General features: G+C 43.7%; 15 protein-coding genes and 1 pseudogene. 1 reads left to right on the plus strand and 15 read right to left on the minus strand.

What is annotated here, in order from left to right; all coding sequences use genetic code 11:
• Position 1: 1 nt before the first annotated feature.
• From DSBG_RS13325 to DSBG_RS13335, 3 genes are all read right to left on the minus strand, one after another.
• Positions 2-1,390 (minus strand): FAD-binding oxidoreductase, encoded by a 1,389-nt coding sequence (locus DSBG_RS13325; RefSeq protein WP_068964808.1) that lies wholly within the window; start codon positions 1,388-1,390, stop codon positions 2-4.
• A gap of 196 nt (positions 1,391-1,586) precedes the next feature.
• Positions 1,587-3,269, minus strand: a complete 1,683-nt coding sequence (locus tag DSBG_RS13330; protein ID WP_068964809.1) for an L-lactate permease — start codon at positions 3,267-3,269, stop codon at positions 1,587-1,589.
• 348 nt (positions 3,270-3,617) lie between these two features.
• A complete protein-coding gene (locus tag DSBG_RS13335; protein ID WP_068964810.1) occupies positions 3,618-4,082 on the minus strand; it encodes a hypothetical protein in 465 nt (154 codons plus the stop codon).
• A 179-nt stretch (positions 4,083-4,261) separates the two neighbouring features.
• Between DSBG_RS13335 and DSBG_RS13340 the strand changes: the two genes are divergently transcribed.
• Positions 4,262-4,774 (plus strand): hypothetical protein, encoded by a 513-nt coding sequence (locus DSBG_RS13340; protein ID WP_068964811.1) that lies wholly within the window; start codon positions 4,262-4,264, stop codon positions 4,772-4,774.
• 13 nt (positions 4,775-4,787) lie between these two features.
• Here DSBG_RS13340 and DSBG_RS13345 read toward each other — a convergent pair whose 3' ends face one another.
• The 12 genes and pseudogenes from DSBG_RS13345 to DSBG_RS23415 form a co-directional block, all read right to left on the minus strand.
• Entirely contained in the window at positions 4,788-5,573 is a 786-nt protein-coding gene (locus DSBG_RS13345; RefSeq protein ID WP_068964812.1) for a pseudouridine synthase, read from the minus strand.
• A 20-nt stretch (positions 5,574-5,593) separates the two neighbouring features.
• Positions 5,594-7,000, minus strand: a complete 1,407-nt coding sequence (locus DSBG_RS13350) for a glycosyltransferase family 39 protein (protein ID WP_068964813.1) — start codon at positions 6,998-7,000, stop codon at positions 5,594-5,596.
• Positions 6,985-7,788, minus strand: a complete 804-nt coding sequence (locus tag DSBG_RS13355) for a glycosyltransferase family 2 protein (protein ID WP_068964814.1) — start codon at positions 7,786-7,788, stop codon at positions 6,985-6,987. Before DSBG_RS13355 ends, DSBG_RS13350 begins: the two co-directional genes overlap by 16 nt.
• A 50-nt stretch (positions 7,789-7,838) precedes the next feature.
• Entirely contained in the window at positions 7,839-8,378 is a 540-nt protein-coding gene (locus DSBG_RS13360; RefSeq protein WP_068964815.1) for a spore maturation protein, read from the minus strand.
• Positions 8,375-8,956, minus strand: coding sequence for a nucleoside recognition domain-containing protein (locus tag DSBG_RS13365; protein ID WP_068964816.1), 582 nt, complete (start codon positions 8,954-8,956; stop codon positions 8,375-8,377). The genes DSBG_RS13360 and DSBG_RS13365 overlap by 4 nt, the downstream gene beginning before the upstream one ends.
• Before the next feature lie 119 nt (positions 8,957-9,075).
• Positions 9,076-9,519 carry a GerW family sporulation protein gene (gene ytfJ / locus DSBG_RS13370; RefSeq protein WP_068964817.1) on the minus strand — a complete coding sequence of 148 codons (444 nt, stop codon included), beginning with the start codon at positions 9,517-9,519 and terminating at the stop codon, positions 9,076-9,078.
• Positions 9,520-9,523: 4 nt separating this feature from the next.
• Complete coding sequence (locus DSBG_RS13375; RefSeq protein ID WP_083236861.1) at positions 9,524-10,168, minus strand: DUF2953 domain-containing protein; 645 nt, start codon at positions 10,166-10,168, stop codon at positions 9,524-9,526.
• A gap of 183 nt (positions 10,169-10,351) precedes the next feature.
• A complete protein-coding gene (locus DSBG_RS13380; RefSeq protein ID WP_068964819.1) occupies positions 10,352-10,597 on the minus strand; it encodes a hypothetical protein in 246 nt (81 codons plus the stop codon).
• 308 nt (positions 10,598-10,905) lie between these two features.
• Positions 10,906-11,436 (minus strand): SMC-Scp complex subunit ScpB, encoded by a 531-nt coding sequence (scpB, locus tag DSBG_RS13385; protein WP_068964820.1) that lies wholly within the window; start codon positions 11,434-11,436, stop codon positions 10,906-10,908.
• A gap of 5 nt (positions 11,437-11,441) precedes the next feature.
• Positions 11,442-12,209: a segregation and condensation protein A gene (locus tag DSBG_RS13390; protein ID WP_068964821.1), complete on the minus strand. Its 768-nt coding sequence runs from the start codon at positions 12,207-12,209 to the stop codon at positions 11,442-11,444.
• Positions 12,210-13,184 (minus strand): tryptophan--tRNA ligase, encoded by a 975-nt coding sequence (gene trpS, locus DSBG_RS13395; protein ID WP_068964822.1) that lies wholly within the window; start codon positions 13,182-13,184, stop codon positions 12,210-12,212.
• Positions 13,185-13,233: 49 nt separating this feature from the next.
• Positions 13,234-13,416 (minus strand): annotated as a pseudogene (locus DSBG_RS23415) (site-2 protease family protein); the annotation flags it as partial.

Below are 13,416 nucleotides of genomic sequence, written 5' to 3' on the forward strand. Positions count from 1 at the left end.
ATTAGTCCCTCCTTACTATCTTCCCAGGGTTCAACACATAGTTTGGATCCAGGGCTTCTTTAATACGCCGCAATGCCGCTACACCGGCTTCTCCGAATTCCATATCAAGAAATTTCATTTTGGCGATTCCGATCCCGTGTTCACCAGAAAGGGTTCCCCCTAAAGAAATAGCCACTTGGAAAATTTCGTCAACTGCTAAGTGGACTCGTTTCATTTCTTCTAAATCTCGTTCATCTGTCAAAATCGTGGGGTGTAAGTTCCCGTCTCCGGCATGCCCAAACGTAGCTATTTGCAGATTATACTTTAAGGCAATCTTACGAATCGCTTTAAGCATGTCTGGTATCTTGCTTCTAGGAACAGTCGCATCTTCAAGTACTGTTGTGGGCCTTTTTTGAGCGAGAGCAGGAAGAGCACTACGACGAGCTAACCACAGCAGATCGCGTTCTTTATCGTCTCTAGCTATTTTTACCTGAGTAGCCCCTTCTTCCTTTAAAATCTTCTCCACCAAAACAGCTTCGCGTTCTACAACTTCTTTATACCCATCGACCTCACATAAGAGGACAGCTTCGGCTTCGAGCGGAAGTCCCGCATGCACAAAGTTCTCTACAGTCTGAATAGTATCCTTATCCATAATCTCTAGCGTAGCCGGAATAATCTTATTGCGAATAATGGCTGCAATGGCGTTACCAGCCTTATCTAGATCATCAAAAACCGCCAAGATACTTTTTCGCGCTTCAGGCGCTGGGATCAATTTGACAATTATTTCAGTAATAATCCCCAAGGTTCCTTCGGCCCCAGTAAAGAGGGCTACTAAATCATACCCAGAGACGTTTTTAACTGTTTTTCCTCCCCAACGGATGATATCCCCATTGGCCAAAACTATTGTCAAACCCATGATATAATGCTTAGTCACACCGTATTTCAGACCACGCAGTCCTCCCGAACATTCGGATACCGAGCCGCCCATCGTCGCGGTCGTAACAGTACCGGGATCCGGAGGATATATTAAACCGTGCTTTCCAGCTTCATCATTCAGCGCCTGGATAATCACACCCGGTTGAACCGTCGCCGTTAAATTGTCCTGATCTAATTCCAGAATGTTATTTAGATTGAGCATTGATAGCACGATGCCACCTTCAGTGGGAATGGTTCCCCCACTGAGATTCGTTCCAGAACCACGAGGATAAATGGGAACTTTATAGCGTACGGCAATTTTTACGATCTCTGCCACCTGTTCGGTAGAAAGGGGCGAAACCACAACATCCGGCTTATGATGTTTCATCGCTGCAGTTGCGTCATAGGCATAGGTCAATAAATCTTCTTGTTCGGTGAGGACATTTTCACGACCGAGCACTCCAACAAGTTCTTGCAACACTTCACTAGCTAACATTTTTTTCCCCCCTAATAAAACATCCGCATTTGTGATCTGACTGTCAGACCGCCTAACCATATATTAATTCAATTTTACTAAAATTTCAATATCTAAATTAAATTCTCTTTGTAAATGAACAAAGAGCAAAGTGGGAAGGGTAAAATGTAACCGCTTCCCACTTTGATTTTGCTCTTAGGAACTACTACAATCTAGTTTAATGAATGAGCGAGGCAATCGTCGGCATTATGCCTGCAATCGTCGGGATCATTCCTTGAAGCACATATGCTTGAAGATACGTCATAGCGCAGATAATCAACAGCAGGAAGAGTGAATGTTTAAGTGTGAAACGGAAGAGGTCAGACTCTTTGCCAACTAAACCAGTTGCTGCTGCAGCCACAGCAATAGATTGTGGCGAAATCATTTTTCCTACAACACCACCGGAGCTATTAGCCGCAATGGTCAGAACAGGATTAACGCCGATTTGCTGAGCGGTAACTTGCTGCAATTGACCAAACAGTGCGTTCGCAGATGTATCAGAACCCGTTAAGAATACGCCGAGCCAACCGAGGACCGGTGCGAAGAATGGGAAAGCATGACCTGTTTGGGCAAACAAAAGACCCAGGGTATAAGAGAGGCCAGAGTAGTTAGCAATGTATGCAAAACCTAACACCGAACCAATGGTAATGATAGGATAGACGAGAGTTTTCACCGTTGACCCAGCTACTTTAGCACCTCTTGCCGGACTAATGCCGAGAATCAACATGGTGATAAGACTTGTAATGAGGATTGCTGTCCCAGCGGCTGCAAAGAAATCCCACTTGTAACCAGCCCCGTAGACTGTTGGTTTGCTGACGATTGGCATGGTTTTCAAAACCAGGCCATCCAGACCAGGCCAGTGAGGGATGTTTACGAACCATTTGAGGTTTTTACCGATAAGATCTTTAAAGGAACTTGTTCCCCAAATACCTACCATCACCGTGAGTACTGCAAATGGAGACCATGCTTTAATAATCTGACTGGTAGTATACGTTTTAAACTCGGCGACCTTTTCACCGCTCTCACTAGGGAAACGCCAGATGTTCTTAGGTTTCCAGACTTTGAGCAAGATAACTGTGGAAATTAGTGAAAACAAGGAAGCAATGATATCCGGGAGTAAAGGTCCGAGGAAATTAGAAGACCACCACTGTGCAACCGCAAAGGAAACACCTGAAACAGCAATAGCAGGAAGTACTTCTTTAGCACCTTTCCAACCAGCCATAAGAATAATCAAATATAAAGGAACGAAGACCGAAAGGAATGGAAGTTGACGTCCTACGGCAGCGGAGATGATGCTAGCATTAACCCCGGTCACTGCACCTGCGGTAATAATCGGAACACCGATCCCACCGAAGGCAACTGGTGCCGTGTTGGCAATTAAACAAAGTCCTGCCGCATAGAGGGGTTCAAAACCCAGACCAATCAGGATCGCGCCAGAAATTGCAACGGGAGTACCAAATCCTGCAGCTCCCTCTAAAAACGCACCAAATGAAAATGCAATGAGCAGAGCTTGAAGACGGCGATCACTAGACAAGGAGGCAATCGAACTTTTAATAATTTCAAACTGGCCAGCTTCGACTGTCAAGTTATACAGAAAAACGGCCGTTACAATAATCCAGGCAATAGGGAATAGTCCATTTAGGATACCGAGAGCACTTGCAGAAAGTGCAGTCCCTAGTGGCATCTTGTAAACAAGCATTACATCAACAATTGTGAATAAGAGCGTGGTACTCCCAGCGATATGACCTTTCATTCGTTTGATAGTTAGTGCCCAAAACAGATAAAAGATAGGAAGGGATACCGCGAGTGCTGTAAGTCCAATACTATTTCCAAGTGCGGCATAGTTTTGTGTCCATGGCATTAATAATTCCACCTTTCCTTAAGTATTTTTATATCTTTACCCTCTCTCCTCGACCTTATTCAGGTCTTTGCATCTCACCCCCCTTTTTGCTTTTCTCAAGCAAAGATGGACAACCAAACCAACTGATAGTATAGCGGTCAGACCACTACACATATATTAATCTAATGTTGCGAAAATTTCAATATGTAAATCGTATTGTGAAAAGAAATACTATATAATAACACTAAATTTGTTATTTTCAGTCGAATATATGTACCTCAGGTAAATAAACAGCGAAGAAGCCCTTCAGAAGGCTTCTTCGCTGTTTATTTTTGTAATCTGTTTTCTGCAACTTATCTAGGCAATTGACTAACGTGAATATTTCTGTTCCAGCAATTTTGTCTCATGCTGAAACGATTGACTTAATCTAAAAAGCAGTCGTTCCATGTCCAAGCGGTGAAGGGAGATATTCTCGGGGCTTAAGAACTCGATTTTACGAAATTCAGGTTTAATCAAGAGGGGAAGCAGATCATCGAGATTTTCAATACGGAGGGTCAATATAATAGGCGCATAGGCAGCCTCATGATTACGTCTCCCATCCTCTTGACTCACCGTATAGACTTCAAGACTCAAATCGACATCTTCAATAAAAATTCCTTGCAGTGGAACATTACGCAACAAGGCAACCTGTTGTTCTCTCATCGTTTCCGCTATTTGTTCTTTACTTTTGCTCCCAAAGAAAAAGCGTCCGCTTCGCGATTCACCCCGATAGTCCAAGCGAATTCGCACACGAATATGTTCCGTTAGGAGCTCATTCCCAATCCGAATTTTCATCTTCCATATCTCCGTTTCTCTATTTTAAAGCTTTTATATCTTTCTATTACATCATAAAAATATTCTCCATCCGTTTGATTTTCTCCTGCAAGTCTTGAATTTAGGGTTGTAATTTGTGGACATACTAAAAAAAATGCCGAAGGTTATACTAACATAATTATTAAAGGAGGATAAACGAAATGAGAAAAACAGCGATCGCAATTTTCAAAGGTCCTCAGCAAACAAAAGAGGCAATCGAGGAAATTCAAGGTGAATCCTTGGCAAATAGCAAGATATCCGTCATGGTTAGAGTTGAATACCTCCATCAAGGCGAATTCCGTGAAGAAATTGCCAATGAATTAGCTTATTACCCCAGTGAAATCAACTTAGACAAATTTAATGCTTGGTTAGTTCAAGCTCCACCGTTCAACGTACCCAACCTAGGTGAAGTGGTTGTCGCCGGCCCTTTGGCAAGTCAACTTATGCACCAACCTCAGGACCGTGGACTTGTTGAGGTGCTTCTCACTTATGGACTTTCTGAAATCCGGGCACGGCATTATGAACATGAAGTGCGTACAGGTCATTGGCTTGTACTGATCCAAACAAGCCACGAAAAAATAAATTCTGTGGCAAACGCCTTACGTGCCTTTGGCGGTAGAGATATTGAAAAATGGAATACTGAAATCGAGCATCCTATTTACCCAATTGGTTAGATTCAAATTTCCTTCATAGCCCTACTTGGGAACGCAATTCCTTCACTTCTTTAACAGTAAGTGCCCGGTAATTCCCTAACTGGAGCGTCTTCTCGAGGGTTAACGGTCCAAAACTAACCCGTTCAAGCTTAACCACTAAATATCCTAGGGCAGCAAACATCCGTCGGATTTGGCGATTTCGACCTTCATGAATTGTCACTTCTAAGATTTCTAACTGCCCTTCCTTAGAATTTACCTTTGTTTCCTTTGCAACACCGCTCAGGCGCTTAACTTTAGCGGGAGCGGTGTTACCATCTTCAAGAAGTACTCCTTTCCGTAACTCTTCGAGCGCATTAATACTAACCGAGCCCTGTACCCAAACCCGGTACGTTTTCTCGACTCCATACGAGGGATGCATTAAGCGATGAGCTAATTCACCATCGTTAGTAAGCACTAATAAGCCCGATGTATCGTAATCCAATCTTCCGACAGGATATACCCGTACCGGAGCATCTTTCATTAAATCAACCACGGTGGGACGCCCTTGCGGATCACTAGCACTGGTAATAACGCTTATTGGTTTATTAAATAAATAATAGTACAACCTCTCGGATCGCTGAACCGGGTGCCCATCCACTTCAATATAGTCTTGAATTCTGACCTTGGTCCCTAATGCTAAAATTTTTTCTCCATTGACTGTCACTCGACCATCTATAATAAGTCGTTCCGCATGTCGACGAGAGGCCACTCCAGCCTGGGCAAGCACTTTTTGTAGACGTTCTCCAGCTCCTTCATCTAGAGCTATGTTCTCACTTTTCATGAATCTCCGGTCCCTTCTCCTCATCGATTAGTTTTAGGGTTATTAAGATCAAAAATGCCCGGCCCAACTTCCGGGTAACTATTCTGAATGTCTTCCCAAAAGAGCTCTTTCTGGGCACTTTGGGGAAGCTGAACAAAGTAATCAGCGGGAAACTTTTGCATTACTTTCGACGGGATGTCCTCGTCCTTTAGAATAGATAGTCGAAAACCAACACGCCGAGCATAATAAAACGTCATCGGCGGTGGATCACTTAAGACGAGAATACTCGAGTCTGGTGTATGGTCTTGAATCCACTTGGCTTGAGTGAGATATTCTCGATTCCACTGATACTTAGGTGTTAAGTAGGTATAAGAACTTCGATTGATCAATATTAAGAGCATAATTACGATCACGGTTCCCGGCAGACTTTTTATCTGGCCGAGTGCATAGCCACTTAGCAAGGCACACAGGGGTAAAATTGGGACTAAGTAGTAATCTAAGGGAATACGAACACAAACTAATCCAATATAAAGGGCAGCAATTCCTCCCCAAATCAGCAGGGCCATGCGCACCGGAGAGCGGGAAAAGATCAGGTGGCACATACCGAGACCTGAAAGAAAGAGAATACTGTCAGTAAACCCTCGCTGAATATTTCTTTCCATCAATTTCCAATTTAGATTGTGTACGTTCTTGGCCACTTGATCCGTCAAAATTCCTGAAACAAACTGACTTGAAGAAGCAACTTGAGAATGTACCCATAAATAATATACCATAGGTGGAATTAGCACAAACATACTATAATGGACAAGCTGAGCTACTCGCTTACGATTTAGTGGCCAAAAGCCAAGCAGGAGGGCAACCGGAAATAACATTAACTGAGGAAGCTTGGCCAAGATTGCCCCGGCCATTAACAAGCCCACTTTCCAAATTCCTCTCTCCTGCTGCGTAATTCTCCATCGCCAGATCATAACTAAGGCCCAAATACTCCAAGCTTGGGCCATCGGTTCAGGCATAACAACTCGTCCATAATAAATTGATAAGGGCATTAAGGCATAGATGGTTGCCGCATAAAGCCCTGCACGGTCGGTGAACATCTTCCGACCTAAATCATAGATTCCAACTACCGTAACCAAAGATAAGATAATCGACCATAGCCGTCCCCAAATATCTGCCCAACCAAACAAAGTCCATGTGCAAGCCAGTAGATAAGGCAAAAAAGGAAACTCCAATTCAACCTTTTGAGGGGTAACTCCATCATAATTAAGCTGGGGCAAGAAAACACTTGGAATATTTGTTAGTCGACCAAGCATATGGGTCGCCATACTCGCCGTGTCAGCTTGTCGCCAGCCTTGATTATCCAACAACGGATTGGTTATTCCCCGCAGACGGACTATCAAGGCCAGAAGTAGAATTAGACACAAGAGTATACGTCTTATTCCTCGACCCATTCCACAGTACTCCACCTTTTGCGTTTTGTCTGATAGATTAGCTGGATATATCCCCAAATTGTAGCCCCTATTCTCATTTTACTGGCACCAACCTTAAGTTCATAATGAAGTTTTAAGGGAACTTCAGTTACGAGCTCTGCTAAAGGAGCAACTTTTAATAACAATTCAACCATTCCTGAAAAATTCTGGCTTTTAATTATATTCGGACCATATATTCGAGTTCCTTCAGCCAAGATGGAGAGCCGATAAGCACGGTACCCGCACGAATAATCTCGCACTCCTGCAATGGGGAGAAAATAATGCATGACTTTCCCTGCTCCCCAAGATAGTACCTTACGCCCTAATGAAAGCCCATGCTGTTCACCGCCTTGAACATAACGCGAAGCAATCACAAGGTCGGCACCTGAACAAATGGCCTCACAAAGCAAAGGAATGCAGTTGGCCGGGTGGGTATTATCCGCATCCATCGTTATGAGCATGTCTGTAACTTCCTGCTCCTTGTAACCGGTATTTTCCGAGAGGTGACCTTGAGTTTGGTTATAATTCAAGACATACTGAAAACCGCTGTTTAAGGCTGCTCCAAGCCCTTGATTTTGATCATGGTTAACTTTGTGGACGTTTTTATGCGTCATAGCATATTTATCGACAACTTCCTGAGTTCGATCTGAGCTTCCATCATTAACGACAACGATCTGATGTGGGATTGGTGCACAATTCTGCGCGATGTCTTCGAGCAAGTTTGGAAGGGCTGCGGCCTCATTATACGCAGGTAGAACTATATATAGCATACTACACAATGCCCCCTTTCGGTTCATCGTTAGTATGCACAAAGTATGAATCAATAAAACGTCTTGGTGACAATCCAAACAGAAACGATTAGACCAATGAGATCGGCTAATAATCCTAATTTTAAAGCGTAACGATATTTTTTGATGCCCACTGAACCAAAATAGACCGTTAGCACGAAGAATGTGGTGTCTGTACTGCCCTGAAGAGTTGAAGCTAATCGTCCAATAAAGGAATCCGGTCCATGTTGATTAATTAGTTGGGTTGCTACCCCTAAGGCTCCCGATCCGCTCAGAGGACGCATGATAGCTAATGGGATAATCGCTGCAAAGTTTGAATCGAAACCTAAAAACCCGAATAGCGGCTGTAACCAATGCGATATTATATCGAGTGCTCCTGAATCTACAAAAACCCTAATAGACACAAGCATTCCAATTAAAAAGGGAAGGATCCGTACACCAGTTTTGAACCCTTCCTCTGCTCCAGCCACAAAGGATTCATAGACAGGGACATTACGCAGGTAGGCGAGCACCGGGATAAGTAATAAGAGTAATGGAATCGCCCAACGAGAAATCTCAGCAATAACTCTCATTTTTTCCTCCTGTGACGAATAAGGTAATCAGCGATGATTGCAACGGACATAGCACATCCTGTCGCAACGATTGTAGTGCCGATAATTTCTGTTGGGTTTGCTGAATTCGCCTTAAGTCGCACTCCTATAATCGTAGCTGGGATAAGGGTAATACAAGATGTGTTTAAAGCAAGAAAGGTAATCATTGCCGGGCTTGCTACATCGGGTGTCGGGTTTTCCTTTTGAAGTTCTTGCATAGCCTTTAATCCGAAAGGTGTTGCGGCATTACCCAGTCCTAATATATTAGCACTCAAATTCATGATGATAGCCCCAAGTGCCGGACTATCTGGCTTAAGTGAAGGAAATAAATGACGAATTGCAGGTCCGAATAAACGGGCAATCCCTTTAACAAAACCAGCCTCCTCCGCCAGGCGCATGAGACCTAACCATAAGCTCATCACACCAATCAGTTCTATGGCAACCTCTACTCCTAGTTCAGCTGCTTTCAGAGCAGATACCGTTACACTTTCGATATGCCCATTGAGCGCAGAGACGATAATTCCAGTCGCCAACATTAAAAGCCAGATGAGATTAACCATTTCCCACCCCCTATTTCAATAGAATGTATGATAAGGACAACTAAAAAAGAACGAGAAATCTCGTTCTTTCTTGGTTATCCAATCCTATTACTATTATTGCGCTCATAGTCATGACCAATCTAGTCGCGGGCAATTATAATGTCATCCGAAACTTTCTTCTTTTTCTGAAACATTCCCGCAATCTTGTCTAACAGATCAGGAACTGTATCGATCAAGCGATCAACTACCACATTACTATCGACAGGAAGAAGTCGAATTGTCCCATTACCTACGACTAAAAAACCAACAGGTTGTACTGATACTCCCGCTCCTGCACCGCCCCCAAAAGGAAGTGATGGTGCTTGTCCTGGTGTGCCGCCTGAATTTCCTTTTTCTTTATCGTCATCTGGTGGTGCAAATTCACTACCACCTGCTGCGAAACCACAAGAAACCCGTGATATTGGAATAATCACGGATCCATCTGGACTTTCTACCGGATCTCCAACAATCGTGTTCACATCCACAATCTGTTGGATGCTCTCCATGGCTGTTTTCATCAAGGATTCAATAGGATGATTCCCCATACAGCTACCCCCTTATACCCCGCTTAAACGTTCGCAGTAGATTTATTCCTACAAAAATAATATGACCGATTCGCAAGTGGAATATGCATTGAATATCGCACAAAAAACCTTCTTTTTTAAATTGCGGAACAACAACCAGAGCTGGACATGGGACTTCGACCGTCACCTGTTGATATAGGCGCGAAAGTGCAAAACCAAACATAGTCCAAAAAGCTCCCGCTGCGATCGCCGTCTGGGATGCATCCTTATAGCCAATTTCTATACGCCAGTTAATGGACCTGCAATGGATTCCTCTGTAAAATTGACTCTTCACTCGATTTAAACGCCGTAACAAACGAGGAACATGTAGCCAAAGTCGAGATAACCAACCTCTTCGTATATAGCGAAAACGCGCTGTTGTCGTGGCTTGTCGTTCACCCCCTTTACTTTTAGCAACTTGTTCGATTTCCAGCTGCGGCCCTTTTTCCCATTCTAATTGAAGGGTTGGAATCTGATATTGAGTATGCCATAGCCCGTGGAAGGCAGACAAATCGATATCAATATGATCTTCCTCTTCGATACGTCGGTATCGAAAATTCACTTCAGCTTTTAATGCTAAGCTAAGTAGTAACAGAATAGCCACTGCGAGCAAGAATGCTAAAACCCGCACCAAAAACCCCTCCGTACTCCACATCTCGTCATATTGACTGTATCTAAATAGGTAAGATACCCTAATTAGAAATGTTCTATACAATATTCCATATTTTTGAACATAACTATATCGCTTTCTTAAATAAGGGAACTATGAAGAAGGACAACTAATATAGCTGCCCTTCCCCATTTACTAACTAAATTATTGACTGACGAAAGTGATTGCGCGTATCGGAATTCGCACAACAGGACGATGACCATCGATCGGAGTACCCACATTTGAAAAAAGTTTTGCATTGGTTAATAGTGCGACGCCATCTTGAAGTCCGCCGAAGCTACCGATCCAGAAACTGGAATCCATACCTATCCGGAGCGTTGCACCGATTGGATAGGTGTCAAAAAGTGCAACGATTCGAGGGACACAAGGTGCTCCAAAGCCGAAGCCCATAAAATAACCCCTTTTCTCCATAATTTGGGCCGCTCAAGCGGCCTAGAAGATTGGCCGACCAAACTGAGATATTAGCAGATCGGAGGTTATTTCACTTTCTAATTCCATAATATGGATTAATCTCTATTATGTTACCCAATTATCAGGAGTCATGTACCCTTAAATGAATAACTATTGCTACACCGTCGCCTAACTTTATATTTGTTGATTAATGCTTCTGTGTTTCAAGAAGCAGTTAGCTATCTCGAAAAAATGCCCAAATCATAGACTTAGATTTGCTCTTAAATAACTATTCAAGCGTCAGAGCACTAGTTTGGCTCATCAAGCGACTCCACTTCAAGGTTAGGCATATCGTCTAAGGAACGCAAGCCGAAATGAAGAAGGAATTGTTCGGTCGTTGCATAAAGAATGGGGCGCCCGGGCCCCTCCTTTCGACCAACATCCTTCACTAATCCTTTTTCGATTAGCGTTGCCAAGGCCCGATCGGATTGGACTCCTCTGATAAAATCGATCTCTCCGCGCGTCACCGGCTGTTTGTAAGCGATGATCGAAAGCACTTCAAGTGCTGCATTGGAAAGGGCCTGCGCCGGCTGCTTATAAAGCATCTCGATATAGCGAGCAACCTCTGGCTTGGTGCCCAATTTATATCCGCCATTGATTTCAAGAAGTGTCAAACCACAGGAATCGCCAGCATATCGAGCCCGAAGTGTACTAAGCAGTTCTTCAATTTCTAACAAATTCAACTCAAGAATCTCACCGAGTAGTTCAAGCGTCAGCGGATTTTTGGCTACAAATAAAAGCGCTTCTAATGCAGCCGTCTCTGGCTCCCGAAACAGCATCTCACCTACTCCTCTTCCGTAAATTCCCAGGCCTTCTTCGTTGGAAATAACATAATATCGCTCAGCATCGCAGGTTGTTCAGCTCGAAGTTTGCCAGACTTCAATAGTTCAAGCAATGCCAGAAAAGAGACAACCATTTCCATGCGCGATCCCAGACGCATTAGCTGAGAAAACCGCATCCCTTTCGGATGAAGAATAACACGCCGCAAAATATCTGCAACCATTACATCAATCGCAATCTCATCAGGCTTAACAAGCCGGATTTCGTCCCCTTTTTCAGCACGTTCAATCACCCTACGAAACGCTTGCCAAAGGTTTTCAAAAGATATTCCTTTGAGTGGGTCCTCCGATTGGGCATCTGCTAGTAAAGCTTCTACGTCGACTTCTCGGTAATATGACCTTCCAGATGAAGTTTCCAATTCCTCTAAAACTTGAGCTGCCTGTTTGTATGCCCTGTAAGCCAGTAAGCGCTCCACTAGTTCCTGCCGCAGGTCTTCTCCCTCCACCTGTTCTTCTTCATTTTTCGCAGGTTTAGGCAAAAGATCCTTTGACTTCATGTAGAGCAGTTGAGCCGCAAGAACAAGAAATTCCGTTGTGACTTCCATGTCCAAAGACTCCATCTGTCTGACGGCTTCCACAAACTGGTCTGCAATCCGCGCAATTGGAATATCATAAATATCCACTTTTTCTTGTTGAATAAGGGTCAATAGTAAGTCAAGTGGACCATGATAGGCAGGAAGTTCTATCTGCGGACCGGTCTTCCCATTCTCCATTTACAGCCCCATGACGCAGCGAACTTCTTTCATTGTCTCAGAGGCTGTTAATCGAGCACGAGCTGCGCCTTCTTCTAGGACTTTCTCCACGCGGCCAGGCTCCTCCCAATAAGCACGCCGTTCCCTAAATGGACTTAATAACTTTTCTAAATTCTCCGCCAAGTGGCGTTTACAAGCGACACAACCGACTTTCCCTGCGCGGCAATTTTCTTCCACTTCGGCAACTTCGGGAGTGTAGATCTGATGAAACTTATCTACAATACAGACCTCAGGGTGCCCTGGGTCATCTTTTCGGAGCCGAGCCGGGTCAGTAATCATTTGTTGGACCCGCGTCTTGATCTCCTCAGGCGAAGCCGTTAGAGAAATGGCATTATGATAACTTTTACTCATTTTACGCCCATCGACTCCCGGTAAGAGAGGTACTTTACCAACAAGATCTTTCGGTTCAGGAAAAACCGTTCCGTAAAGATGATTAAAACGACGGGCCACTTCCCTACATAGCTCGACATGCGGGATCTGATCTTCCCCAACTGGTACAACACTTGCTTTGTAAACTAAAATATCAGCTGCCATTAAAAGAGGGTACCCTAAGAATCCATACGTGCCTAGGTCTTTCCCTTGTTGGCTTAATTGTTGAATTTGATCTTTGTACGTAGGAACACGTTCCAACCAAGACAACGGCGTAAACATTGAAAATAGCAAATGTAGTTCAGAGTGCTCTTTGACCGCAGATTGTAGAAAGACAGCGCTTCTCTCAGGATCAATTCCCACACTGAGCCAATCTAGGGCAATCTCTCGCCGTAGACGAGGAAAGTCTAATCGATCTTCATACCCTGTGGTTAAGGCGTGCAAATCCACGACGGAAAAATAGCAATTATAATCCTCCTGTAAGGCAACCCAGTTCTGAATTACGCTTAGGTGACCGATATGCAACGCCCCTGTCGGACGCATCCCACTAAATATTCTACCTTTCATATCTAACACTCCTTTTTGTTATCGCAGTTTTCGTTTATCATAATGATCATCAACTCAACCACATTGGACCAAGAAAAGGACTTAATACAAGAGTTATGATTGTCTGATAAGTGTAGAGTATCCCGTTGATTGTTGGAAAAAGTACACTTCCAAGAATATCGGTAAAAAGAAGAATTACTAATATAATCATTCCATACTGCTCCAGTAAATGTAGTTGCGGATCAAAGCGTAC

Source organism: Desulfosporosinus cupriresistens (assembly GCF_001707885.1).
Taxonomy (GTDB): Bacteria; Bacillota; Desulfitobacteriia; order Desulfitobacteriales; family Desulfitobacteriaceae; genus Desulfosporosinus.

Bases quoted from the DNA above. Each gene is read 5' to 3' on its own strand.
- DSBG_RS13325 (WP_068964808.1), bottom strand. From the start codon at position 1,390: ATGTTAGCTAGTGAAGTGTTGCAAGAACTTGTTGGAGTGCTCGGTCGT.
- DSBG_RS13330 (WP_068964809.1), bottom strand. From the start codon at position 3,269: ATGCCATGGACACAAAACTATGCCGCACTTGGAAATAGTATTGGACTT.
- DSBG_RS13335 (WP_068964810.1), bottom strand. From the start codon at position 4,082: ATGAAAATTCGGATTGGGAATGAGCTCCTAACGGAACATATTCGTGTG.
- DSBG_RS13340 (WP_068964811.1), top strand. From the start codon at position 4,262: ATGAGAAAAACAGCGATCGCAATTTTCAAAGGTCCTCAGCAAACAAAA.
- DSBG_RS13345 (WP_068964812.1), bottom strand. From the start codon at position 5,573: ATGAAAAGTGAGAACATAGCTCTAGATGAAGGAGCTGGAGAACGTCTA.
- DSBG_RS13350 (WP_068964813.1), bottom strand. From the start codon at position 7,000: ATGGGTCGAGGAATAAGACGTATACTCTTGTGTCTAATTCTACTTCTG.
- DSBG_RS13355 (WP_068964814.1), bottom strand. From the start codon at position 7,788: ATGCTATATATAGTTCTACCTGCGTATAATGAGGCCGCAGCCCTTCCA.
- DSBG_RS13360 (WP_068964815.1), bottom strand. From the start codon at position 8,378: ATGAGAGTTATTGCTGAGATTTCTCGTTGGGCGATTCCATTACTCTTA.
- DSBG_RS13365 (WP_068964816.1), bottom strand. From the start codon at position 8,956: ATGGTTAATCTCATCTGGCTTTTAATGTTGGCGACTGGAATTATCGTC.
- ytfJ (WP_068964817.1), bottom strand. From the start codon at position 9,519: ATGGGGAATCATCCTATTGAATCCTTGATGAAAACAGCCATGGAGAGC.
- DSBG_RS13380 (WP_068964819.1), bottom strand. From the start codon at position 10,597: ATGGGCTTCGGCTTTGGAGCACCTTGTGTCCCTCGAATCGTTGCACTT.
- scpB (WP_068964820.1), bottom strand. From the start codon at position 11,436: ATGCTGTTTCGGGAGCCAGAGACGGCTGCATTAGAAGCGCTTTTATTT.
- DSBG_RS13390 (WP_068964821.1), bottom strand. From the start codon at position 12,209: ATGGAGAATGGGAAGACCGGTCCGCAGATAGAACTTCCTGCCTATCAT.
- trpS (WP_068964822.1), bottom strand. From the start codon at position 13,184: ATGAAAGGTAGAATATTTAGTGGGATGCGTCCGACAGGGGCGTTGCAT.